24 protein-coding genes and 1 riboswitch are annotated in these 24,548 nt (G+C 47.3%); of the genes, 4 read left to right on the top strand and 20 right to left on the bottom strand.

The annotated features are described in order from the left end of the window. Positions 1-39 precede the first annotated feature (39 nt). Positions 40-1,890 (bottom strand): TonB-dependent receptor, encoded by a 1,851-nt coding sequence (locus MHM89_RS12175; RefSeq protein ID WP_239408911.1) that lies wholly within the window; start codon positions 1,888-1,890, stop codon positions 40-42. Positions 1,891-1,928: 38 nt separating this feature from the next. After that, positions 1,929-2,082: riboswitch (cobalamin riboswitch) on the bottom strand. 117 nt (positions 2,083-2,199) lie between these two features. Beyond that, positions 2,200-2,682: a YajQ family cyclic di-GMP-binding protein gene (locus MHM89_RS12170; protein WP_022943408.1), complete on the bottom strand. Its 483-nt coding sequence runs from the start codon at positions 2,680-2,682 to the stop codon at positions 2,200-2,202. A 136-nt stretch (positions 2,683-2,818) separates the two neighbouring features. Between MHM89_RS12170 and MHM89_RS12165 the strand changes: the two genes are divergently transcribed. Next, positions 2,819-3,166 (top strand): VanZ family protein, encoded by a 348-nt coding sequence (locus MHM89_RS12165; protein WP_151173384.1) that lies wholly within the window; start codon positions 2,819-2,821, stop codon positions 3,164-3,166. Next, on the top strand, positions 3,139-4,056 hold the full coding sequence (locus tag MHM89_RS12160) for a ketopantoate reductase C-terminal domain-containing protein (protein ID WP_239408910.1): 918 nt from the start codon (positions 3,139-3,141) through the stop codon (positions 4,054-4,056). The genes MHM89_RS12165 and MHM89_RS12160 overlap by 28 nt, the downstream gene beginning before the upstream one ends. Here MHM89_RS12160 and thiI read toward each other — a convergent pair. Then, positions 4,028-5,485, bottom strand: a complete 1,458-nt coding sequence (gene thiI / locus MHM89_RS12155; protein WP_239408909.1) for a tRNA uracil 4-sulfurtransferase ThiI — start codon at positions 5,483-5,485, stop codon at positions 4,028-4,030. The genes MHM89_RS12160 and thiI overlap by 29 nt on opposite strands. A gap of 111 nt (positions 5,486-5,596) precedes the next feature. Then, complete coding sequence (locus MHM89_RS12150) at positions 5,597-6,262, bottom strand: TetR/AcrR family transcriptional regulator (RefSeq protein WP_026110898.1); 666 nt, start codon at positions 6,260-6,262, stop codon at positions 5,597-5,599. Between the two features lie 153 nt (positions 6,263-6,415). On the opposite strand from MHM89_RS12150, the gene coaD reads away from it, so the two are divergent. Next, a complete protein-coding gene (coaD, locus tag MHM89_RS12145) occupies positions 6,416-6,895 on the top strand; it encodes a pantetheine-phosphate adenylyltransferase (RefSeq protein WP_022943403.1) in 480 nt (159 codons plus the stop codon). Positions 6,896-7,415: 520 nt separating this feature from the next. Here the strand turns inward: coaD and MHM89_RS12140 are convergent. The 7 genes from MHM89_RS12140 to argC all read right to left on the bottom strand — a co-directional run bounded on the left by MHM89_RS12140 (position 7,416) and on the right by argC (position 14,184). Next, the gene (locus MHM89_RS12140; RefSeq protein ID WP_138508699.1) at positions 7,416-7,982 is read right to left on the bottom strand and encodes a hypothetical protein; all 567 of its coding nucleotides are present in this window, start codon (positions 7,980-7,982) and stop codon (positions 7,416-7,418) included. 19 nt (positions 7,983-8,001) lie between these two features. Beyond that, complete coding sequence (locus MHM89_RS12135) at positions 8,002-8,208, bottom strand: hypothetical protein (RefSeq protein WP_138508700.1); 207 nt, start codon at positions 8,206-8,208, stop codon at positions 8,002-8,004. 161 nt (positions 8,209-8,369) lie between these two features. Further along, a complete protein-coding gene (gene argH, locus MHM89_RS12130) occupies positions 8,370-10,238 on the bottom strand; it encodes an argininosuccinate lyase (protein WP_138508701.1) in 1,869 nt (622 codons plus the stop codon). A gap of 14 nt (positions 10,239-10,252) precedes the next feature. After that, positions 10,253-11,452 carry an argininosuccinate synthase gene (locus MHM89_RS12125; RefSeq protein WP_239408908.1) on the bottom strand — a complete coding sequence of 400 codons (1,200 nt, stop codon included), beginning with the start codon at positions 11,450-11,452 and terminating at the stop codon, positions 10,253-10,255. Between the two features lie 9 nt (positions 11,453-11,461). After that, positions 11,462-12,382, bottom strand: coding sequence for an ornithine carbamoyltransferase (locus MHM89_RS12120; protein WP_239408907.1), 921 nt, complete (start codon positions 12,380-12,382; stop codon positions 11,462-11,464). Between the two features lie 9 nt (positions 12,383-12,391). Then, the gene (gene argB, locus MHM89_RS12115) at positions 12,392-13,165 is read right to left on the bottom strand and encodes an acetylglutamate kinase (RefSeq protein WP_022943396.1); all 774 of its coding nucleotides are present in this window, start codon (positions 13,163-13,165) and stop codon (positions 12,392-12,394) included. 11 nt (positions 13,166-13,176) lie between these two features. After that, positions 13,177-14,184: an N-acetyl-gamma-glutamyl-phosphate reductase gene (gene argC, locus MHM89_RS12110; RefSeq protein ID WP_239408906.1), complete on the bottom strand. Its 1,008-nt coding sequence runs from the start codon at positions 14,182-14,184 to the stop codon at positions 13,177-13,179. A 221-nt stretch (positions 14,185-14,405) separates the two neighbouring features. Between argC and argE the strand changes: the two genes are divergently transcribed. Beyond that, positions 14,406-15,551 (top strand): acetylornithine deacetylase, encoded by a 1,146-nt coding sequence (gene argE / locus MHM89_RS12105; RefSeq protein WP_239408905.1) that lies wholly within the window; start codon positions 14,406-14,408, stop codon positions 15,549-15,551. 89 nt (positions 15,552-15,640) lie between these two features. On the opposite strand, the gene MHM89_RS12100 is transcribed toward argE, so the two are convergent. The 9 genes from MHM89_RS12100 to MHM89_RS12060 form a co-directional block, all read right to left on the bottom strand. Further along, positions 15,641-16,609: a phosphate ABC transporter substrate-binding protein PstS family protein gene (locus tag MHM89_RS12100; RefSeq protein ID WP_045979281.1), complete on the bottom strand. Its 969-nt coding sequence runs from the start codon at positions 16,607-16,609 to the stop codon at positions 15,641-15,643. Positions 16,610-16,708: 99 nt separating this feature from the next. Next, a complete protein-coding gene (gene phoR, locus MHM89_RS12095; protein ID WP_239408904.1) occupies positions 16,709-18,028 on the bottom strand; it encodes a phosphate regulon sensor histidine kinase PhoR in 1,320 nt (439 codons plus the stop codon). A gap of 65 nt (positions 18,029-18,093) precedes the next feature. After that, positions 18,094-18,783 carry a phosphate regulon transcriptional regulator PhoB gene (phoB, locus tag MHM89_RS12090; protein WP_022943391.1) on the bottom strand — a complete coding sequence of 230 codons (690 nt, stop codon included), beginning with the start codon at positions 18,781-18,783 and terminating at the stop codon, positions 18,094-18,096. 463 nt (positions 18,784-19,246) lie between these two features. Beyond that, complete coding sequence (gene fba, locus MHM89_RS12085) at positions 19,247-20,311, bottom strand: class II fructose-bisphosphate aldolase (protein ID WP_022943390.1); 1,065 nt, start codon at positions 20,309-20,311, stop codon at positions 19,247-19,249. Between the two features lie 138 nt (positions 20,312-20,449). Continuing rightward, positions 20,450-21,625 (bottom strand): phosphoglycerate kinase, encoded by a 1,176-nt coding sequence (locus MHM89_RS12080; protein ID WP_239408903.1) that lies wholly within the window; start codon positions 21,623-21,625, stop codon positions 20,450-20,452. Positions 21,626-21,662: 37 nt separating this feature from the next. Further along, the gene (gene epd, locus MHM89_RS12075; RefSeq protein ID WP_022943388.1) at positions 21,663-22,673 is read right to left on the bottom strand and encodes an erythrose-4-phosphate dehydrogenase; all 1,011 of its coding nucleotides are present in this window, start codon (positions 22,671-22,673) and stop codon (positions 21,663-21,665) included. A 116-nt stretch (positions 22,674-22,789) separates the two neighbouring features. Further along, positions 22,790-23,638 (bottom strand): beta-lactamase regulator AmpE, encoded by an 849-nt coding sequence (gene ampE / locus MHM89_RS12070; protein WP_138587715.1) that lies wholly within the window; start codon positions 23,636-23,638, stop codon positions 22,790-22,792. An 18-nt stretch (positions 23,639-23,656) separates the two neighbouring features. Continuing rightward, entirely contained in the window at positions 23,657-24,229 is a 573-nt protein-coding gene (gene ampD / locus MHM89_RS12065) for a 1,6-anhydro-N-acetylmuramyl-L-alanine amidase AmpD (RefSeq protein WP_235419569.1), read from the bottom strand. A 44-nt stretch (positions 24,230-24,273) separates the two neighbouring features. Further along, a complete protein-coding gene (locus MHM89_RS12060; RefSeq protein ID WP_045979276.1) occupies positions 24,274-24,531 on the bottom strand; it encodes a hypothetical protein in 258 nt (85 codons plus the stop codon). Between the last annotated feature and the right edge of the window lie 17 nt (positions 24,532-24,548).

Genomic DNA, 24,548 nt, shown 5'->3' with positions numbered 1-24,548 from the left:
TTAAAAAAGCCTCCCAAGTGGAGGCTTTTTGTTACGCTGTTATAAATCGAATTGTAATCCAGCGTATACCTTACGCTCAGCGCCGCGATACGCAGAGGTGACCTCACCCGTGCTCCAATCCGTGGCCGCCACGTTGGTGATATATTCTTTGTCAGTGAGATTATCAACACCGAAGGTGAACGTGAGGTCGCGTAACAATTGATAGCGAGCATTGAGGTTCACCAAAGTATAGCTTGGCAAGTCAGTACGATAGTAACTTAACCTATCGGAGCGGTACTGCAGTTGTGCACCGACATACCATTTGTCGAACTGCTTACCTACGGACCAATTGAAGGTTTTTTTGGCTCTAAGCACCAATGCTTGCCCGGTATTGTCGTCTTCGGCGTCAACATAACTAAAGTTAAGCTGGTGATCGATACCAAACATATCTTGCACTTGTGCACTCAACTCAACTCCTTCAAAACTCGCTTTAGCGATATTTTCCGGGCCGTTGTTGCCCCATGCGATGAGGTTATCGAATTGGTTTTGATACAAGGCGATATCGTATTGCCCAGATTGCAAATCAAGGCGCAGACCGAGCTCGGCATTGTTTGACTCTTCAGGTTGCAAAGCATCGTTGCTGCCCCAGATGGAGCTGGCGTCATTAAACGAGGGTGCCTTAAACGCCGTGCCGTAGCTGGCGCGAAACGTCGCAATGTCACTTAGCGGCACACCCGCCGCTAGGTTGTAGGTGAAGTGGCCGCCAAATTGTGAATGATCATCATGACGCACAACGGCATTAGTATTAAATGCCTGGCCATCATAATAGCCTCCCACATACACACCTTTATTATTACGCGCCTGCACGGTAAAACCGGACGCAGGCTGCTCTGGTGTCGCCGAGCTGCTGTAGGAATCGCTAATGTCTTCATAGTAGTAATCGGCGCCACCACTGACAGTGATAGCTGGACTAAAGACATAATTAAGCTGATAGCTTAGCTCATCTCGTGCAGTGCTGTACTCATTGCCACGATAACCTGGCGCGCCATGTTGCTGAGTATTAATCTCATCATCTTGAGCAAGACTGGTTTGTAGCTTGTGAGCAAAGGCACCATGGTTTTTACGCCAACCCAGTTGCACATGGTATTTTTCAAAGTCGGTGTAATCATCACCAAAGCTAGTGTCGTATTCGACATAGCCTTCACTGTACTGCCCTAACAACTCTAGCACGCCATAATCGCCGAGATCATAGCCGAAACGCGCACCGAGGTTTTGGTTTTCATAGCCATCTTCATCTGGGTCTTGCCCAGTGGTGACGTCAAAGCCGTCGGTGTGCTCATAGCCAAGGTTGAATGCCGCATTGAACGCTCCTTGGCGAAAAGCAAAAGCACCTTGCGCATTCACGTAGTTGTCACTGCCACTTTGTACACTCACGCTTTGGCTATCGCCGTCTCGGGTGACAATATTGATGACTCCGGCTAAGGCGTCTGAGCCATACCATGCGGCGCGGGCACCACGGATCACTTCGACTCGTTCAATACTATTGAGTGGCACACTAGAGAGCGCCTTATACCCTGTTGTGGCTGAACCAACACGAACGCCATCAACAATAACCAAAGAGTGGCTGCTAGCCGCCCCACGAATAAAGAGGCTGGTACTTTGACCTTGGCCGCCACTGCGGACAATATCGACCCCAGCATAATGAGATAACAACGCTGGCAAATCACGTACGCCAAGGCGCTCGATGTCTGCACGAGTGATCACATCGATACTGGCGAGCACATTTTCGATAGGTTGTTCGAACTTATTAGCGGTGACAGTCAATCGCTCGATAGACTGTTGCTGCTGCGCACATACCGCGCCGGAGAAAAGTGCCGCTATGCCTACAGCGACTTTGGTTTTGTTATACATGTTAGTCCCTATACCTGCGCCCACCGCACAGGAAAATGTAATGAAATGGATGTTATGGCCGGTCTCCGGACTGAATGAGCAAGACTCATATCACCGTTGCGGGGGCAGTGCAGGCTTTTCACCTGTTTCCCGATTATCCCAGTGGCTTAACTGCGTTTTGCGCTTGCGGGCACCATAACAAGGTGGCGCTATTTTGCGGACTGATGACAATAAAGTCAATGGACGTCTAAACATCTATAAAAAGATGGACTATGGCATTTACTTCACCAATAAAAAAGCCAAGTGCGAATGACTTGGCTTGAGAGGTATTTAGTCGCGGAAGTTCTTAAATTGGAAGGGCTGACCTAACTCAGCTTCGCGTACTAATTGCATTACTTGTTGTAAGTCGTCGCGTTTTTTCCCGGTGACTCGTACCTCTTCACCTTGGATGGCGGCCTGAACTTTGATTTTGCTGTCTTTAATCAGCTTAACCAACTTTTTCGCGATATCTTTAGCAATGCCTTGTTTCATCGTAACTTGGCGGGTGACGTATTTACCGTGCAAATCAGCTTTTTGAATCTCAAAACTGTTTACATCTAAGCCGCGTTTTGACGCCTTACTGGCAAACATATCAAATAACTGCATCACCTGTTGTTCAGCTTCTGCGGTAAGTTCGATAAGTTCATCTTTTAGTTCTATCTTGGCATCTACGCCGCGAAAATCGTAGCGGGTTTCGAGTTCGCGTTTAGCGTTTTCAACCGCATTTTTTGCTTCGCTCATTTCGATTTCAGAAACGATATCAAATGAAGGCATGAAATTCTCCGTAACTGGCTTGTCGTTTCGGGGATTATACCCCGAGATCGGTATTTTTGTGCACTGATACACAGTGAATTCAGTTTACAGTTTGTTATACTGCCTGCGATTTCACCAGTAATAAAGGTAAAGTAAAGTGACGCGCAGAGTTTATCAGGGGTTGTTTCTAATCACATTGGTGGTCTGCACCCTGCTATTTGTTCAAGAAGTAAAAGGCTCTGTTACGCAGCTTTTCCCTCACGTCGATAAGGTCGCTCACTTTGGTATTTTCTTCGTGCTTGCCTTTATTATGGATAAAGCCTTTAGGATCCCCTTTTTTGTCCAGGTGGTATTGTTGTTATTATACGGCGGAGCAATTGAGTGGATGCAGGATATGCTGCCCTACAGGCAGGCATCTTTTTATGACTTTCTCGCCGACGCGGCAGGCGCGGCCAGCTACTTTGTGATTCACTACCTATGGCAGAAAAAACGGGCCAAGGCTTAGCGCCTACTTACCTTATCGGGCCGGGGGCACTCGGCCTCACATTTGCCCACTTAATGGGGCAACACCGACCGCTAAAGCTGTTGGTGAAACCTTCTCATCCCAGCACTTTTTATTATTGCCATGGGCAGCAGAAAAGCCCCGTGGCAGCCACGGTTTGTTTAAAACCGTGCGAGCCAATTACAGAATTGTGGCTATTCGTTAAAGCGCATCAGCTGCAAGCAGCACTGGCACAGTGGCGCCCTTACCTCGCCCTCAATGCAAATATTGTTGTTAGCCATAATGGTATGAGCGACCTAGCACCACATACACAGCAACTGACTCCTCAACAGGGGTTATTCTTTATGCTCACCCAGCAAGCAGCTTATAAAGCCGATGATAAGCATGTCGTCCATGTCAGTCAGGGTGACTCCGTGATAGGAGCCGTCAATGCCTGCGCGCAGCAAAGCTTTAAGGCGCAATTAAAGCAGTGGCAGAGATTAATCCCCGCTCTGACTGGGAGTGATGATATTACCCATGCGCGATGGCAAAAATTACTGGTGAATTTGGCAATAAACCCCATAGCAACCTGGTATCAGCTGCGCAATGGTGAGGTGGCCGCCCCTTGTTATGCCAGTGATGTCTTTGCACTACTGCAGGAGGCGATTACCGTAGCCAAAGCACAGGGAGTTGAATTATCGCTGCCGCAAAGCCTCGACAGCGCCTATCGAGTAATGCGCCTCACAGCGGGCAACCGCTGCTCGATGTTGCAGGATAAGTTATTGGGAAGGGAGACAGAAATAGCAGCCATGTGTGGCTTTATTGCCAGCTCGGCGCGCCAGCTTGGCCTCAGCGCGCCTATCAATGAACTGTATTATCGGCGAATTACGGGCGATACACCTTCACATTGTTAAAGCCGTTTTCGTGCAGGATCAAAGCCTGTAGTTGACTCATCACCCCTTTAGCACAATACAGGTAGTATTCTTTGCTCTGATCTAAGTCGCCAAACTGAGTCGCTAAACGGTAAAACGGCAAGTGTTTGACCTTCACCCCGTCAATCTCTAGCGGCTGAGCATCTTCCTCTTCGGGTGAGCGAATATCCAGCACCACCGCATCCGTTGGCAATTGTGATACCGATTCCGCTTCCTTGACCTCTTCTTTAGCTTGAGTATCAATATCGCGAATATCCATCACTCGAGCTTTATCAACCACAGTTTCGAGAACCTCAAAATCAAACTGCTGCTCTTGCTGCTCAATTACCTCTAACTTGGCTTTCACCGTTGGTTTGCGCGATATCACGCCACAGTACTCGGGCATGGCTTCGGCCATCTCGGAGGTGCCAATGGCGCGAGCAATATCAATAATATCTTGCTTATCATGTTGGATAAGTGGGCGAATGATCAGCGTATCGGTCACTCGGTCAATGACACTTAAGTTTGCCAGAGTTTGGCTTGATACTTGGCCAATACTTTCGCCAGTGACCAGCGCAGGAATCCCCAGTTTTTCAGCGATAATGCTACCAGCACGCATCATCATGCGCTTGAGCACTACACCCATTTGCGAGTCTTCGACATTTTCTAGAATCTCAGCAACCACCGGCTCAAAGTCGACGGTAATAAACTTAACCTTGTGAGTCGAGCTATATTGTGACCAAAGATAATGGCTTGCTTGCTTCACGCCAATTTCATGGGCCGCGCCGCCAAGATTGAAAAACAAGAAGTGCGTACGCGCCCCTTTGCGGATCATTTGGTAGCTGGCCACCCCGGAATCAAAGCCACCAGACATCAGCGATAACACATCTTCTTGAGTTGGCAACGGAAATCCACCCATGCCTCGGTGCGCTTGGGTGACAATGTACGCGCGCTGGTCTTTAATTTCGATCTTTACTGTTACCTCAGGCCGCGTAAGCTTAACCCGAGCACCGGGTACATGCTGGTTTAGTCCGCCGCCAACATAGCGTTCAACATCGCTCGAGGAAAAGTCATGCTTACCTTGACGCTTACAGCGCACACAAAAGGTTTTACCGGCAATTTCATCGCCAAGAAGTTGCTGTGCCTGTTGGTAAATTTCATCAATGGTGGTGAATTCAATTTCTTTTACTTCATTAAATTGCACGATACCAGGAATACGCCCGAGGCTGTCAGCCATTGCGCGGCGCACTGAGTCATCGGTTAATGCCGATTCAACCGTAAGGTTATCCCAGTTGTTGCGCACCTTTACCTGCTCATCAATGCGTCGCATCATGATCTTAATGTTGTTCTCTAACACCTTGGTAAAGCGTTTACGAACGGACTTACTTTTTATCGCAATTTCGGGATGCAATTTAACAATAAACTTGATCATGACTTAACTCACAGCACACAGATAAAGCCACACTTCTGAATGAGAAAGTGGCGGAAGATTCACCAAAGCGCGCGATTATAGCAAAAACCGCTCGCCTTCGGAAATAATAGCTTAACTATGCGTGGAGGGTGACGTTTGTAGTTGCGCTTGGCGCTGCTGATAGTGTTGCTTTAACAATCCCAAAGGCTCACGCCCAGCTGCGGTAGTAAAAGCCATAAACAAGGTGATTATTTTCAACAAGCCTTGATAGATATCGCCGCGATTCAGCTCGCCGCTTTGGCGACGCGCTTTGATGTAAGGAGTCCAGAAGCTGACTGTCAGCTTTAACATATGAGTTAGCTCTGCCGCTTGCTCTTCATCGACGTTGAGAATACCGTTGTCACCCAGCGCCAAGACAATATCGGTTACTTGGTCAAACAAGCGTTGTTGGAAAGCGATATAATCAGCTTTAAGCTCAGCATCGCGAGACAAAATGTCGGTCATGTTGTCGTAGAAAAAATGAAATTTCCACATGAGCTCAAACAAGGCATCGAAATAATGGCTAAGCTGCGCCATCACCGGCTCATCATGATTAATCGGCTTGAACTGAGTATCTAAGTGCTGGCGGTACAACTTAAAGATATGGCGAATGATGTCTTCTTTATTTTTAAAGTGGTAATACAAATTTCCAGGGCTGATTTGCAAATGGGCTGCGATATGATTTGTTGTGATAGCGCGCTCACCGTGGCTATTGAAAAGCTCAATGCTGGCTTGAATTATGCGGTCCTTGGTACTCATTATTACTTCCCCACCCTGATTGCAGGTGAGCAGTATAAACATCTTAGTCACAGTTAACAATTTATCACATGACTGAGAGTTGAGTTTGCACTGGCAACTCACATAAAGACTGCTAAAATGCGGCCATTGCATTACATAAAAACAGAGAATCATATGCAGGTAACGGCTATCTACCCAGGGACTTTTGACCCCCTTACGAATGGTCACTTAGACCTTATTGAGCGCGCCGCTAAAATGTTCGATCACGTCATTGTTGCGGTGGCTCATAACCCGAATAAAAAGCCTTGCTTTAGCCTTGAAGAAAGAGTGGAGTTAGCAAAGCAAATTGTCGCCGACCTTGGCAATGTCACAGTCATTGGCTTTAGCGGCCTACTTGCTGACTTGGCTAAAAATCATAAAGCGAATGTATTAGTACGAGGCATTCGTGCGGTCTCCGACTTTGAGTATGAATTCCAATTGGCTAACATGAATCGCCGCTTGAACCCCGACTTAGAGAGCGTATTTTTGACTCCCGCAGAGGAGAATTCGTTTATCTCATCGACCTTAGTAAAAGAGGTTGCCTTACATGGTGGTGATGTTTCTGAGTTTGTTGTGCCGCAAGTCGCCGCCGCTCTGAAAGAAAAGCTCGGCTAAATATACCGGTGGTAACGCTACCCGTTATCACCTACTTTCTTTGGTGCCAGAGAGGCCTTTAAAAACCGCCCTATTCGACATAGACCGAGAAAATCTCGCCAAATGATGAAAGACAGTATGACTATAATATCAACGGTATTTACGCCATAAGTGTACAAATCCCATAACCACCAAGGCTCTACATTACCAAGTTCCCAAATATCTATATGGACTGTTAAGTGCAGGCAAGCATTGATAGATAAGGCTGTTAATACGTAGTAATAAGCATAGGGCTTGCTTGTAAAGAAGAGTCTGTAGGCTAGCCATATGCAGCCTATAGTAATAAGCTCTGCAAGAATGTAATACATATATACCTTGCTAACATTTGGCATAAATGTAGTACTGAGGTATGAAATATTAACTATTAAGCAAATGGCTATAGGTGAGTTTTTACGAATTGCTTTGTCAGAGAAAGCCACTAAGTTGTAGAGCAAAGCCATCATCAAGCCCCACTCTATAAAAGTACTAATTAGGTTTGATATTAAGAAGCCTCGATATGACAGCATTTATTGCCAAACCAGCTTGAAGGCTGAAAATTAAACAATTGCTTCTTTAAAGTCCTTTTAATCAGTAGAATTCCCAAGATATCTTTATCTACAATAAGAGCAACTATCATAGCCAAATCGCATAGGTTTACTGTTATCGAGTAAAAACTCCAAAACCACCAAGGCTGGCTATCTACATTTAGGTAGACAAGGTCTATGTGCATCCCCAGAAACAGAATCGAATTTATAACTAACCCAATGGTGACGTATATTACACCTGGTGAGACGCTTGTAGTCCTCTTGATCAAAAACACTGGCAGAATGGCTAAAAGAGTAACTATGTCGTAAACAAACCAAGTAAAGTAGGTTTCAATTGTGGAGAAAAAGTCGAAAAAGTGGTCGCTAGTTACATAAGAAATGGCCATGACAAAGCTGCACCACAAAAGTTTGGGGTCATTTTTTGCCTTGTATGCTTTGAGCATCAAATTAAAGAATAAAGCCATTAGGAAGCCCCAAACCACAAAGGCTCCCATAAATATGCCTAGACTTTTTTCAAAATACATCCGCCATCTCGTTAAAGTCCTAGTTTTCCTTTTTACGATCTGTGATTACGGTTCCACCGCCGCGCTGGATTTCAGCTTGGCTAGCAGCGACAGCATCACTTGATAAACTTACTGTATCAGATTGTAACGTCTGGGTGCTAGTAGTTTGTGCGGTAGGCTGTTGCGTTTGTTGTTGTAACTTAGTGTAAGCCTGTGTTTGTAGTTGAGCATTAGCATTAACTTGCATGATATTAACTCCTTTAAAATTTTGTTAATTATTTGCTAAGCAAACCTAACTTAACATGCTTTGGGTACACACGTCACACTTCAAAGGCAATTTCTTAGCAACTCACTTTAAGCTTATGCACCACGCGTGCCAATATTTTTTGACACGCTCAGAAGCCCCAACTAAGCAACGTTTTTACATGGTATATCACCCACAGAATGTTGCTGATGTAGGTAGAAATCCATAGCAACTTCGTCACAGTTATCTTTACGCAGACATAGCTCACAGTCTTTCATCACCTTTTCAGGAAGGCTCTCTTTGCTGCTGTCCGCAAACCCAAGTTTAGCAAAGAAATCCGGTACACGCGTAAGTACAATCACTCTTTTAAGCGCCAATTTTTTGGCTTTCACTAACAGGTGATGGACCAATAAACGCCCCTGCCCTTTTACTCCGGTATCGGGGTTAACCCCTAATGAGCGTATCTCCGCTAAGCCGGTATCATAAATATACAACGACGCACAACCTGTTACCTGGCCATTCACTTCGGTTACGGCAAACTCATTAATGGAATGCACCATATCGCTTTTAGCACGAGGTAAGTTCTCTCCTACCTTGGCCCAATATTGCACCAGCTCACTGATAGCTTCAACATCATGCAGATTGGCATCACGTACTTTAATTGTACTTTGCTGTTTAGCTTGCTTAATGGCGAATTCCACTTGCTTTGGCGATGTTCCACCTAGAGCCTTACGTGCCGCCAAACAGGCATCGAGTGCCAACATAGGATAAACATCTTCAGCAATAACATCGCACACCGATTGAAATTCGGACAAACTCAACTGCTCAAGGCTTTTTCCTTCTGAAATTGCCAGCTGCACCAGTTGCCCAACAATATGATGCCCTTCACGAAATGGGATCCCTTTTGCCACCAAATAATCAGCAAGCTCGGTGGCATTCGCATGCCCACCTTGGGCGGCGGCTTTGGTCTTATCACTATTGACCTTAATGCCGTTTACGCATGATTGCGCCATATGTAGACATGCCAGCCAAGTCGGTAGCGCATCGAAAAGTCCTTCTTTATCTTCTTGCATGTCTTTGTTGTAGGCTAAAGGCAGTGACTTTAACGTCATCATCATCGCACTCATAGCACCAAAAACACGCCCTGTTTTGCCGCGAATCAACTCTAAAGCATCGGGGTTTTTCTTCTGCGGCATCAACGATGAGCCGGAGGTAACGTTATCGGCCAACTCAATAAAACCGGCTTCGCCAGAATTGTAGAAAATTAAATCTTCAGCAAAACGTGACAAGTGCAACATTGAAATGGATGCCGCGCTCAGCAGCTCGACCACAAAGTCTCTATCAGAAACCGCATCCAAGCTATTACGAGTCGGCGCTGCAAAACCAAGATCTTGCGCCAAATGCTCGCGGTCAATGGCATATGCAGTGCCCGCCAGCGCACCACTTCCAAGTGGACATTGGTCCATACGCTGAACCGCATCATTAAGGCGACTACTATCGCGCTCTAGCATTTCCACATAGGCCATGCACCAGTGGCTAAAAAGTACCGGCTGAGCGCGCTGCAAATGAGTGTAGCCAGGTAGTACCGTGCCTAGCTCTCGCTCGGCTAAGGCAATCAGTGCATTCTTGGTCTCACTGATGGCTTCACTGACTGTCGCCGCCGTTTTTTTGCACCACAAACGAAAGTCGGTAGCGACTTGGTCATTACGGCTGCGGCCAGTGTGTAGCTTCTTCGCGAGGTCACCCACTTTGTCAATCAGCGCAGCTTCAACAAAAGAGTGAATATCCTCTTCACCGCTGATAGCCACACTTTCGGGCTGCGCTTGCACTTGCTCCAACAACTCATACAGCGCCGCAACTAAACGTCGGTGTTCATCATCGTTGAGTACCGCCACACGATTTAGCGCGCCGGCCCACGCCACTGAACCAATAATGTCTTGCTCCGCCATGACATAGTCAAATGGTAATGAATCATTAAACTGTTTAAATGCTTCATCCGGTCCAGATGAAAAGCGCCCGCCCCATAATGCCATTGTTGCTCTCCTCGTTACTTCTTCAGTGCTGCAATTCTGCTTGAAAGTGAAAATAGCCGTATAAAGCCCTCGGCATGAGACTGGTCATACACATCGTCCTCGCCAAAAGTGGCAAAGTCTTCGCTATATAAACTGTTTTCTGACTGCTTTTGCACGGCGATTGCCTGACCTTTGTATAGTTTCACCACCACTTCACCATTAGCATGCTCGGCAAACGCATTGGCCGCCCCCAGAATCGAATCTTTTAAAGGCGTAAACCAACGGCCGTCATAGACCAAGTGCGCAAACTCTAGGGCAAAAGTGTCTTTCCATTTACGGCTCGCTTTATCCAGCACAAGTTCGTCAATAGCCTGCAAAGCGGCCATCATCACCGTGCCGCCAGGTGTTTCATAACAGCCGCGAGACTTCATACCCACCAAGCGGTTCTCAACAATATCGACACGGCCAACCCCGTGCACAGCAGCAATGTCATTGAGCTTCACTAAGCATTGATAAGGGCTCAGCGCTTCTCCATTTACGGCAACCACCTCACCGCGTTGAATGGTTAGCGCCACTAACTCGGCTTCATTTGGCGCTTGCTCAGGTGATTGCGTCATGGTCCATACTTGCTCGCTAGGCTGACACCAAGGATCTTCAAGCTCTCCCCCCTCATGGGAGATGTGCCATGCATTGGCATCACGACTATAAATTTTCGTTGCCGATGCAGCGCAGGGAATATCTCGCTGCGCTAAGTAATCCAGTAACGACTCCCGGCTTGATAGATGCCACTCTCGCCACGGCGCAATCACTTTTAAATCCGGTGCCAACGCCGCAAAACAGGACTCGAAGCGTACTTGGTCATTACCTTTGCCAGTACAACCATGAGAAAGGGCATCGGCACCCACTTTGCGGGCTATCTCAACCTGTGCTTTGGCAATAATAGGACGTGCCATTGACGTTCCTAGCAGATAGGTGCCCTCATATACACAGCCGGTTTTGAGCGTCGGGTAAATATATTCAGCCACCATCTGCTCTTTTAAATCCACCACGTAACATTCGGATGCCCCTGAGGCGATGGCTTTTTCCTCAACCCCTTCGAGCTCTTCGGCACCTTGGCCCACATCGGCGACAAAGGCAACCACTTCACAGTCATAGTTTTCTTTTAGCCATGGCACGATGGCTGATGTATCTAGTCCGCCGGAATAGGCCAGTACGACTTTTTTAATTGCGCTCATTTCGGATCCTTAGCAAAAATTTGGGTTCAAAAGGGTTAACAGCAAGGCATTTTGCGCATACATACGATTTTGTGCCTGCTGAATAATTTTGGCTTGCGGTGAGTCCATCACTTCAGAGGTGATTTCAAACTCACGATGCGCTGGCTGACAGTGCAAAATAGTTTGCGCGCCGGTCATATCCACCAGCTGTTTATTGAGCTGATAAGGCAGATATTTATCTTTAACCTGCTGGAGCGGGGTGTCATCCCCCATCGACACCCAGGTATCGGCATAAAGCGCATTCGCCCCCACAGCGGCCTCGACTCTATCACTCACTAATACTGACGCGCCTTTGCTCGCGGCAATTTGTTCTGCTTGCTTAACAATTTGTGCATCTGGACCGCTGCCTTTAGGGCATACAGCCACGAAGTCAGTCCCTAGGGTGGCGGCCAACAACATTAATGAGTGGGTGACGTTATTACCCTCGCCGAGATAAGCCAGCTTGAGCTCGCTAACCTCACCGTGCACCTCTTGCAAGGTTAAAAAGTCCGCCAGTGCTTGGCAGGGGTGGTATAGGTCACACAAAGAATTCACCACCGGTTTAGATGAGAACTGTGCCAGCTCTTGCACTGTGTTATGGTGATTAACCCGCGCCACGATGGCATCGGCCCAGGTGCTGATATTCAAAGCAAAGTCCTTTACCGACTCGCGGTTGCCCATGGCGCCATTTTGCTGATCTAAGTAGACCGCATGGCCACCGAGTTTATTGATGCCTATATCGAAGCTTAGGCGAGTTCTGAGGCTTTGCTTTTCAAATAAGGTAACCACCGATTTGCCCGCTAAGGCTTGGGCATAATCATTGGTTTGCGCTTTCATTTTTTGCGCTAGGGCGAGTAGCGCGAGTACGGCTTTGTCGTCCAGCTCGAGGCCGGTAATAAAATCATGTTTCATGGTCTATGCTTACATTGTAATTTGCGTGCCAACATGCTCACCATTGAGCAATGCAACTAAGTTCTCTGGCTTTTGCCAGCTCGAAATGTAAACACCCCGTCGTAAATGCTGGGCAGCAAGAAGGCTGGTCTTTACTTTGACCTCCATCCCACCCGAGATAACTCCTTGGGCTATCAATTCATCTATTTGCTCAGCACTTAATTGGTGTAACGGCTGAGCGGATTTATCCAGTACGGCCTCAACGTCGGTCATAAAAATCAATTCACCATCGAGTTGTTTGGCAATCGCCGCTGCGGCCTCATCAGCGTTAACGTTGAACCATTGTCCTTGCTCATCAAAACCAACTGAGCTCACAACAGGCAGCTTTCCTACCTCTAGCAAGGCTGGAATAGCCGAGCGAGCACCTTGACTACACTCACCCACCCGACCCAGTGCCTTGAGTTTTTGCTGCGCATTGACCCCGGCTTCGTATAAACTCAGCCCTGCAGGCTCGAGGCCATTGGCTATGGCTGCTCCCATCAATTGTTTATTGGCACACCCAGCTAGGGCACCAACGATATAGGGCATTTGCTCGGCAGGACTAATGCGGAGACCTTGGTGCTTCGCCGTGGCGAACCCCGCATCGTGCAGCCAGCGGTCAACCAGTGAGCCACCGCCGTGAACCACGACAAAGCGGGTGTCGGTCATGGTCGCCAAGGTTGCGAACAATGCTTGCACTGACTGTGGGCTGTTTAACAGGGCGCCGCCCAATTTAATTACCCAAGTGGTGTTGCTACTCGTCATCATTTTCCTCTTTATACCAAACCAGTCGTTGGGTCTAATCCAGCGTTAATGTTCATACATTGCAGCGCTTGACCTGATGCGCCTTTTAGTAAGTTATCGATGGCAACACTGATAATCAGTTGCTGCTGTTGCAAGTGCCAACCAATATCAACATAAGGGGTTTGCGCGACGCCTTTAATTGATGCCAAACCACCAGCACCGAGCAGCCGAATCAAAGGCTCATCGGCAAGGCATTGATAAGCATCGGTGATGTCGGTAAGCGTAGTTCCTGCATTTACTTGCGCGTATATGGTTTCCAAGATACCGCGATTAAAGTTCCCTAAATGCGGGGTAAATAGCACTGGATGCCCTAATGCTTGTTCAATCTCCGGAGTATGGCGGTGATTAAACACGCCATAAGGAGCCAGTGATACTTCGCAAAAGTGCGTGTTCATATTGGCTTTGCGCCCTGCCCCAGTCACCCCGGATACAGCATTAATGATCACTTTTTGCTGCGGCGCTAATAACCCTGCTTGTTGAAGTGGTTTAAGCGCGTTTAGGCTGGCTGTTGGGTAACAGCCCGCCACAGCAACCAGTTGTGCATCCATGATGGCGCTGCTTTGCCACTCAGCTAGCCCATACACTGCTTGGCGCAATAGTTCAGGATGGGGATGATCAAAGCCATAGTACTGGGTATAAAGTTCGGCATCGGCAAGACGAAACCCGCCAGAAAGGTCAAAAACTTTAATACCCTGCTCGAGAAATTGCGGCGCTAATTCAACACTTACTTTGTGCTCGGTACACAGGCATACGGCGTGCGCATGCTGACCAATATCAGCTATAGCGTCGGCTGTTAGACCCTGTAGTGGCATGTCTAATAACCCACGGTGCTGAGGATAAAGATCGCTGAGTTTTTTATCGCGATCATGACTCCCGGCTGAGACATAGCAGCCCTGCAAGACAAAATGAGGATGCTTGGCAACTAATTGCGCCAACTCAGCGCCGCTGTAACCACTTGCGCCAATAATTACGATGTTCATGAAGATGCTCTTTTTTGGTTTAATCAAGGGCGAGATGCCCAACGCGACACACTCTCACACTAGGATTTTCTAGGTGAGCGGCTTATCGTCGTCGCGCTGTACAAAGGGGGTGATGAACCATCATAACCAAACCAATACTTATGCTTAAAAAGTGAATTGATATTCACTATAAAGGCATTTATATTAATATGCAACAATCGCGAATAATTATTTGGAAATGTATGGCTCTTCCCGACTTTTTGCACCTTTACCGGGAGTTGATCGCTACCCCATCGATCAGTTCACTGGATCCGAAATTAAGCCAAAGCAACCGCGCCGTTATTGAACACTTGGCATCTTGGTGCGAGGAGCTGGGCTTTGCGTGTGAAATAAAACCACTCAGTACTGATGCCGATAAGTTTAATTTGATAGCGAAGCGTGGCCATGGCAGTGGCGGATTGATGTTAGCAGGGCATACCGACACCGTTCCTTTTGATCAAGGCCGTTGGAGTATGGACCCCTTCACTTTGAGCGAGCGAGATAATAAGCTCTTTGGCCTTGGCAGCATCGATATGAAAGGGTTCTTTGCTTTTGTGCTCAATGCCATCGCTGAGTTGGACGCAAGTAAGCAACAACAACCGTTGATTATTCTCGCCACCGCCGATGAAGAAACCACCATGGCTGGTGCCCAAGAAGTGGCAAAGTATCCAGACTTAAAACCGGCTCGCTGCGTTATTGGCGAACCCACCGATATGACCCCTGTATTTACTCACAAAGGGCATATGACATCGGCGGTTCGTATCATTGGCAAAAGCGGGCACAGCTCTGATCCTGAGCGCGGCATCAATGCCATTGAAGTGATGCACTTGGTGATTCAAAAATTATTGGTTCTAAAAGAGGATCTTAAGAATAAATATTCAATTGAACATTTTGCCATTCCCTACCCGACATTGAACCTTGGTCACATACATGGCGGTGATAACGCTAACCGCATTTGCGGATGTTGTGAATTACAGTTAGATATGCGCCCGTTACCTGGACTGAGTATCGTCGAGCTGCAAGCCATGTTATTAGCGGCAACTCAGGACATCACTGCTCGCTACCCAGGCTGCGTTGAAGTCATTGATATGCATGACCCGATCCCAGCCTTTGCAGGGACCACTGATAGCGCGCTAGTGCAGCTGGCGCAAAAGATTTCGCAACAGCCAGCAATAGCGGTGAACTACTGCACTGAAGCCCCCTTTATTCAGCAATTGGGCTGTGAAACCATAGTCATGGGCCCAGGTTCCATCAACCAAGCACATCAGCCCGATGAATTCTTGGCCATGGACCGTATTGCTCCATCACAACGTATTATCAAAGAGCTTATTCAACAAAGTTGTTGGTAATACTGACTTCATGACGCCCGGATAGCGAGCACAAAAAAGCCCCTCATAGAGGGGCTTTAAACTAATCAACAAGATTCAAAGATACAATGTTACTGTAAGCCTAAACGCTTAAGTTCACGCTCAACCATCTTGCTTGAAAGTGGCACATAACCATCTTTCTCAACAATTTTTTGACCTGTTTGTGATAGCACCATTTTTACAAACTCAGCATCGATAGGAGATAGTGGCTTGTTAGGGTGCTTATTCACGTAAACGTAAAGGAAACGTGATAGTGGATATTTGCCCGTTGCAACGTTATCAAGTGTTGCATCAACAAACTTATCGCCTTTTTTCGCCAGTGGCACCGTACGTACACCTGAGGTCTTGTAACCGATGCCTGAGTAACCAATCGCATTCACAGAAGAAGAGATTGACTGTACTACCGATGCAGAGCCAGGCTGCTCGTTTACATTATTACGGAAGTCACCTTTACATAGGGCTTTCTTCTTGAAGTAACCATAAGTACCAGATACTGAGTTACGACCATATAATTGAATATCTTTTGCCGCCCAATCACCCGTTAGGCCAACATCGCCCCAACGGTTAATCTGTTCGCTGGCGCCACATTTACGCGTTGAAGAGAAAATGGCGTCAACTTGGTCAATGCGCAAGCCCTCAATGGGGTTGTCTTTATGCACGAATACCGCCAAGGCATCAATTGCTACGCGAATTTCTGTCGGCTTATAACCATGGCGCTTTTCAAACGCTTCGATTTCCTTTGACTTCATTTTACGGCTCATCGGGCCGAAGTTTGCCGTTCCTTCAGTGAGCGCCGGTGGTGCCGTTGATGAACCTGCAGCTTGGATTTGAATATTGACGTTAGGATAAATACGCTTATATTCTTCAGCCCAGAAGGTCATCATGTTTGCTAGCGTATCGGAACCAACCGATGAAAAGTTACCAGAGATGCCGCTCGTTTTTTCGTACTCTGGAATTGCTTTATCTAGAGCAACTGCCTGACCTGCTGTCAGGGCACTTACAGCAACCCCCATTGCAGCAACTAAGTTCTTAAATTTCATTGGGTTCTCCAATTTGTTCTTCCCGTGTTTCAACTGCTGTCATTGTGCAGTGACAAGATGACAGTTAAATTACTTGAGTATTACAGTTTTATGACTTTGCTAATTTTGTACGTGTTCTAGTGCTGATACTAACCAACTTGGTTCAAAGGCGAACCAAAAACACGAGCCTTTACCGACGACACTGTCAATATGCAGGTGTGAGTCGTGGCGCGACAACACGTGTTTAGTAATAGCTAGACCGAGGCCCGAGCCCCCCGTTTTCCGACTTCGCGCTTTATCCACTCGATAAAAGCGCTCGGTTAAACGGTTGATATGTTCAGGCGCGATGCCCTCACCATTATCGGTCACGCTAAAGACCGCTTGACCGTCTTGGCGATACCAACGCACCGTAATTTCTCCCTCATCTGGGGTGTAGTGCACAGCATTAAATACCAGGTTTGAAAACGCGCTGCGTAACTCATCGGCAGCGCCAACGATATCTAAGCTGGTATCGACATCAAAATACAGGCGGTGGCCTTTATCTTGATTCAACGATGTCGCTTCTGTTTCGATAACTTCCAACATTTTCGGCACATTGACTGGTTTATCATTGTCGTGTTTACGTGCTCCTTCAATTCGCGACAGCGACAACAACTGATTGACCAAGCTGTCCATTCGCTGACATTGCTCAATCATCGTGCCATGGGCCTTATCCCACATCGCTGGCGGTGGTAAGTTGTCGCCATCAAGCATCTCTAAGTAGCCGGTAACCACAGTTAAAGGTGTACGCAGCTCATGTGATACGTTGGCAACAAAGTCTTTACGCATCTGCTCCAATTGCTTAAGGCGAGTAATATCACGGACCACCATCATGATCTGTGATTGTGCATAGGGCATCACGCGAAATTCCAACACTTGTTCACCGGTGTGGGTTAAATCAAGCTCAAGGGCATCGTTGAATTGATGCTGCTGCATATAGCGGCTAAATTTGGGGTGTCGAATAAGGTTATCTATACGCTGACCATGATCAGTAGGCCACTGCAAGCCCAATAACCGCAGCGCTAATTGGTTACACCAGACGATGCTGAAGTCCTGTTGCAGCACAATCACAGCATCAGGTACGGCTTCGGCCCCCTCGCGGAAACGACGGATCAAGTCAGCCAGCTCATTGCGCTTTTTACGGTTGCGTTGTTGGAGCTGGTAAATTCCCTCGAAAACCTGCTCCCAAGCCCCTTCTCCCTCCGGTGGATTAAAGCTACGTTGGTTAATAAGCCAATCACTAAGGCGGTAAAGCTGGCGATAATGCCACAGTAACAATGTGATAGCGCCCAAAAATAGAAGCAAAAAAGGCGCGCCTACTAGCACGCCTATCAACAATAAAGGCAGGAAAAAGATAACTAAACGCTTGGTAAGTGTGCGTTTATTAACCACTCGGTACATAGACTCGCTCTACTTAAAACAATGTGTCATCGGCCTGATGCCGATGCAATGAGCAATAAAGATAGTTATACCTTGCTAGAAAAACGATAACCAGCACCACGCACAGTTTGTACTAAGCGATCATGTCCCATGGGAGCAATTGCTTTACGCAGGCGACGAATATGCACATCAACGGTGCGATCCTCAACGTAAACATTGGTTCCCCATACATGATCCAGTAGCTGCTCACGACTATATACTCGCTCAGGGTGGGTCATAAAAAAGTGTAGCAAACGAAATTCGGTAGGCCCCATATCCAACTCGCTGCCATCGGATGTCACACGATGAGAAATAGGATCTAAACGCAAGCCGTGTACTTCGATAGCCTCTTCAAGTGATGTCGGCGCCACACGGCGAATAACGGCTTTAATGCGTGCCATTAATTCTTTCGGAGAGAATGGCTTAGTCACATAATCGTCGGCCCCCACTTCCAGGCCTTTCACTTTGTCTTCTTCTTCACCTCGGGCGGTGAGCATAATAATGGGAATTGCGCGGGTATGATCGTTTTGTTTAAATTTCTTCGCAATCTGAATACCGCTGCCTCCGGGCAACATCCAATCCAGTAATACCATATCTGGGTAGGGCTCTACCATGGCTGCTATGGCAGAGTCGTAATCCTCAGCTTCAATGGCTTGAAAACCATTCTGTTCTAAAACAAACACCAGCATTTCGCGGATGGGCGCTTCATCATCGACCACAAGAACTTTACGTGACATTCCGTTTATCTCTTTCGCTTTATTGAACTGAATTTACTGATGTCATTATTATGACTTTTTGTGACAATTTTATGAAAGCGTACACCTTCAATGGAAATGCTGCAAAATTAAACTTGGGATCAAGACGTTAGGGGCTGTAAAAGCAAGGATCATAGTCTTACCAACTGAGCCGTTACAAGATCAGATTTATACCAAGTTGGCTATCAGTGGATCAGAGTTTTACCCATTGATCTGCCCTGAGATCACACTCTTACCAAGTGATGTTCTTTATGTGTATAAATCTCGCTCAAACCTTGTTCAAATATCAATCACATATAGTTTCATTGCCTGAGCAGCGCGTAAGAACGTGATCCCATAATCAGTGCAGTTGATAAAAATCTGATCCCGCTATGATCCACTCAGTAAAATAGTGATCCATAAAAAAGCCCCGCTTATGCGAGGCTCATTCAAGTCGTGAACGTGACTATTTTATTTTTGCATCTAGTTCGCCGTTTAAGTAACGAAGGTGCATATCATCTAACGAGATAGGCTTAATCTTGTCGGCCTGGCCTGCTGTGCCAAAAGCTTGATAGCGATCAACACAAATTTCCGTCATCGCTTTCGTTGCCTCCGCTAGGTATTTACGCGGATCAAAATTCGCGGTGTTGTGCGCGAGGTGGCGACGAATAGCCCCTGTTGCAGCTAAACGTAGGTCGGTATCGATATTCACCTTACGTACACCATGCTTGATACCTTCAACAATCTGATCAACAGGCACACCATAGGTCTCTGGGATCTCACCACCGTACTCATTGATAATCGCTAACCACTCTTGTGGGACGGATGATGAGCCGTGCATAACCAAGTGAGTGTTAGGGATACGGGCGTGAATTTCCTTGATACGATCGATAGCTAGAATGTCCCCTGTTGGTGGGCGGGTGAACTTATAAGCTCCATGTGACGTGCCACAAGCAATAGCCAACGCATCGACATTGGTTTTAGCAACGAAATCCGCTGCTTCTTCTGGGTCAGTAAGCAGTTGATCTTGTGTCAGCTTGCCTTCGGCGCCGATACCGTCTTCCTCACCTGCTTCACCGGTCTCTAGAGAGCCAAGTACGCCCAGCTCACCTTCTACCGATACACCACCAGCATGAGCCATTTCTACGGTACGACGGGTTACATCAACATTGTACTCATAAGATGAAGGCGTTTTACCATCTTCAAGTAATGAGCCATCCATCATGACCGATGAAAAGCCAAGCTGGATAGAGCGCTGGCAAACGCCAGGAGACGTACCATGATCTTGGTGCATAACCACTGGGATATGAGGCCACTCCTCTACCGCAGCAAGGATCATATGGCGAATGAATGGGGCACCTGCATATTTACGTGCACCAGCTGAGCCTTGCACAATCACTGGGCTGTTTGTTTTATCAGCCGCTTCCATGATGGCACGCATTTGCTCTTGGTTATTAACGTTAAAGGCTGGCACGCCATAACCATTTTCTGCTGCATGGTCGAGTAGTTGACGCATACTGATCAAAGCCATTTCGCTTATCTCCAATTTTTGATAGCACCGAGACTATCTGGTTTTTGAACGGGATGAAGCTTGGTTTCCCCAAGCAAGGGCTTAATGCCCAAAACACAAGGCCGGCAAAGTGAGAGAGGCCGGCCTGGTGATTATTCGTTATTTTGCTCGCTCTTCAAGCATAGCAACTGCGGGTAGTTTTTTCCCTTCAAGGAACTCCAAGAAGGCTCCACCACCTGTGGATATATAAGAAATTTTATCCGCGACATTGTATTTATCGATGGCCGCCAAGGTGTCACCGCCGCCAGCAATAGAAAACGCTGATGATTCGGCTATGGCTTTGGCAATGCTTTGAGTGCCATTACCAAACTGATCAAATTCAAACACGCCCACTGGACCATTCCATACAATCGTGCCCGCTTGCGCAATAATATCGCCAAGCTGTTTAGCGGTATCGGGGCCTATGTCGAAAATCATGTCTTCTTCGGTGACATCGGCAACCTCTTTGAGTTGCGCGACCGCGGACTCTGAAAATTCATTGCCGACAACCACATCCACTGGCACCGGAATATCACCGCCATTACTGCGAGCGGTCTCTGTTAGTTTCTGAGCCTCGCTAATAAGGTCTTGCTCGTACAAAGACTTACCTACCGGGTGACCAGCTGCAGCAATAAAGGTATTGGCAATACCACCCCCTGTCACTAATTGGTCAACGACGTTTGACAGTGAGTCTAACACGGTTAACTTGGTCGATACCTTCGAGCCACCCACAATCGCAACTAGCGGACGCTTCGGGTTATCTAGTGCTTTACCGAGTGCCTCCAGTTCAGCCGCAAGCAAGGGGCCAGCACAGGCGATTGGGGCGTGAAGACCTACACCGTGGGTTGAAGCTTGTGCTCGGTGTGCAGTACCAAAGGCATCCATCACATATACGTCACACAGCGCCGCAAGTTGTTTTGCGAGGGTCTCATCATTGGCTTTTTCGCCTTGATTGAAGCGCACATTTTCAAATACAACCACTTCATTGTCGCCAATCTCTACGCCATCAAGGTAATCTTTGGCAAGACGGACATTTTGTAACAAGGCGTCGTTAAGATAGTCAACTACAGGAGCCAGTGAGTAAGCCTGGTCATATTCTCCCTCGGTAGGACGGCCAAGGTGAGACATAATCATCACTTTAGCGCCTTTTTCAAGGGCGAGCTTGATGCTTGGTAGCGCCGCACGCAAACGAGCATCTGAGCTTACTTTACCGTCTTTGATTGGCACATTGAGGTCTTCACGGATCAGCACCCGCTTCCCGGCTAAATCTAAATCCGCCATCTTAATGACCGACATTCTCTTCTCCTTAGTTATACGTTTTATTCATTTGCGTTTATTGGCGCATCCAGGCTGCACTGGTATCTAACATACGATGGGCAAACCCCCACTCGTTGTCACACCATACCAATAACTTTATCAACCGTTTATGACTAACCCGTGTCTGTGTACCGTCTATGATACAAGAATGGGGATCATGGTTAAAATCAACAGATACCAATGGCTCCTCGGTATAATCCAAAATACCTGCCAAGCGCCCATGTACAGCCTTAGCAATCGCTTGGTTAACATCATCTAGGGAAACATCAGTATTTACGGTGACGCTCAAATCCATCGCCGTCACATTGATGGTTGGAACACGTACGGCTATCGCCTCAAAACGGCCATGAAACTTGGGCAAAATACGTTCAATGCCCCGCGCTAGTTTAGTATCCACTGGAATAATAGACTGGCTAGCCGCCCGGGTACGTCGTAAATCATCGTGATACGCATCGATCACTTGTTGGTCGTGCATAGACGCATGAATAGTGGTGATAGCGCCTGACTCAATGCCAAAAGCATCATCCAATACTTGAATCACCGGAACAATACAGTTTGTTGTGCACGAGCCATTGGAAACAATGTGCTGCTCACTGTGAAGCACATCATCGTTGATACCATAAATAATCGTTGCATCAACATCAGCATCTGCGGGTTGAGAAAATAATACTTTTTTAGCGCCTGCCTGAAGGTGTTTTTGCGCATCCTCACGGGAATGGAAAACCCCAGAACACTCCAAAACGATATCAACGTCATGTTGGTGCCAAGGCAAAGCGCTTGGGTTTTGCTCGCAGTACAAGGCGATTTCATCACCATCAACAACTAAAGCTTGCTCACGAAGCTCAACAGGAAAGGAAAACCGCCCATGGGCAGTATCATATTTTAGTAGATGGGCTATGCCCTCAGGTTTGGCCAATTCATTGATTGCCACAATCTCGAACTCGTGGCGACGTTCACTCTCATACAAAGCGCGTAAAATGTTACGCCCTATTCGCCCAAAGCCGTTAATCGCAAGCTTTATTGCCATAATTACAGACTACCGCCATCAAAGCAGACACAGGTCTAAGAAGAATGGCGGCTATTGTAATCGACTCGCGCTCTGAGTGTAAGGGGTGCGCAAAAATAAAACGCTGATAGAGGGTGTTACGACAGGCCGCCAAACAAAGTAAGTAAGGCTATCAGTGCCAAGAAAAATAACACATTGCGTTTTACTAAGCGGATCATGCACTGCGCTTCGATGGTGCAGCCATAGTGAGCCAGTTCTATCTGTTCAGCAGCCAAGGCTGTTTCAGTAATAACCTGACGATTGCTGACTCTAAAATCGAGCACATGGCGCAACCAACATTGCGTGCCTTTGCTAAAGTTACCAATCACCAAGTAGCCCAGACTGGCAATTCGTGCAGCAGGCCATTCAAGCCAATGACCGACACGAGCTAACAATGTATGCTGTTTTGATAGAGGATGGGATGTCTGCTCACTGTCATCTACGCAAGTCCGTACCAAGGCATAAAAAACGGCCCCAGGTGCGCCCAGTACAACAAACCAAAAGATCACCGCACAATAAAAACGAAAATTGACCCACGCTAAAGTTTGCGCAAAGGTTTCACCACCGCTTTCATTTTCAGTGCGTTTTTGTCCCATTTGCAACGCATACAAAGTGGCCGCTTCACCGTCGTCTCGGGTCAGGGCATTGAGGTAGCCCTTATAATTCGCGCGCATGTGCGCGCAGCCAAAGCAGATGAGTATGACCAGCGTATTGACCGCTAATTGCCACAGAATAAAATCACTCGCGTGCACAAAGACAGCAATAACTAAGGTTGGCACTAGTAACCACAGCAACAACCCAATGCCGTTATGCAGCTGTTGCAAGCGCGACAACAGGGGCGCACTTTTGCGCTCATACCAGTGCGCATAGGTCGCTATTTGCCAACGCGCTGAGCGAGCGCCTAAGCGTTCAGCTATTAATGCAAATAAGATTGATATCAAAGTCATGGCGACTACTTTGCTCGCTTAAGTTGACTTTAGTTTATCGCAATCTTGGGCAAAAGTAAGGTCAAAAAAATGTTCCCAATCAAAGCCTTCACCGGGGTCTGTTTTTCGCCCGGGAGCAATATCGCTGTGACCCACAATGCGCTGTCTATTCAAATGCGGATAGGTACGTAATAAGCTTTTTGTTAATTGCGCCAAGGTGAGATACTGCGCTTGGGTGTAGGTGGACTTGTCGGTGCCTTCTAGTTCAATGCCGATGCTAAAGTCATTACACAGCTGGCGCCCTTCGAATTGTGATACTCCAGCATGCCAAGCACGTTGCGTAAATGGCACATATTGGCGTAATTTCCCATCTCGATCGATCAAGCAGTGCGCTGACACACTTACGCCTGCGAGTGAGGAAAAACTCGGATGTGCTTGGCAATCGATCTGCCCTGCGAATAAATCATCAATATAGGGTGTACCGTACTGGCCCTCAGGCAGTGAAATGCAGTGAATCACCAGTAAGGACACTTCACTTTGCGGACGCTCATCATAATGCGAACACGGCAACTGCTGCGCCTGTTTGCATACGCCCAAATCATCTATATCCATGTTTTTCGTTTATAAAAACTTGATTGTGCCTGCATGGTAAGAGGCTAAGAATCACTGCGCAAGTTGATCTGGGGAGAAAAGTTACACTCGCCAGTGTGATTGACACTGACCAATTCATCATCGCGGCGCAGCACCGCCAACCGCCGGTATTTACTAATGGTACGAACAAACTCCAGCTCAAAGCCCATTTTGGTGAGCGCATATACCTTATCTACCTGTTCGCCGGTCAAGTTCGCATAATGTTCGCGAAACGTCCTTTGACCACTGCGGCGTTCGCTATCTGCTTTTTTCGCCTGTGCCATGGTATTAATCCGTTGGG

This window comes from Pseudoalteromonas sp. CNC9-20 (genome assembly GCF_022347875.1).
Classification (GTDB): Bacteria; Pseudomonadota; Gammaproteobacteria; order Enterobacterales; family Alteromonadaceae; genus Pseudoalteromonas; species Pseudoalteromonas ruthenica.
The sequence above is the reverse complement of the archived record's forward strand: the minus strand, read 5'-3'. Positions and strand labels throughout refer to the sequence as shown.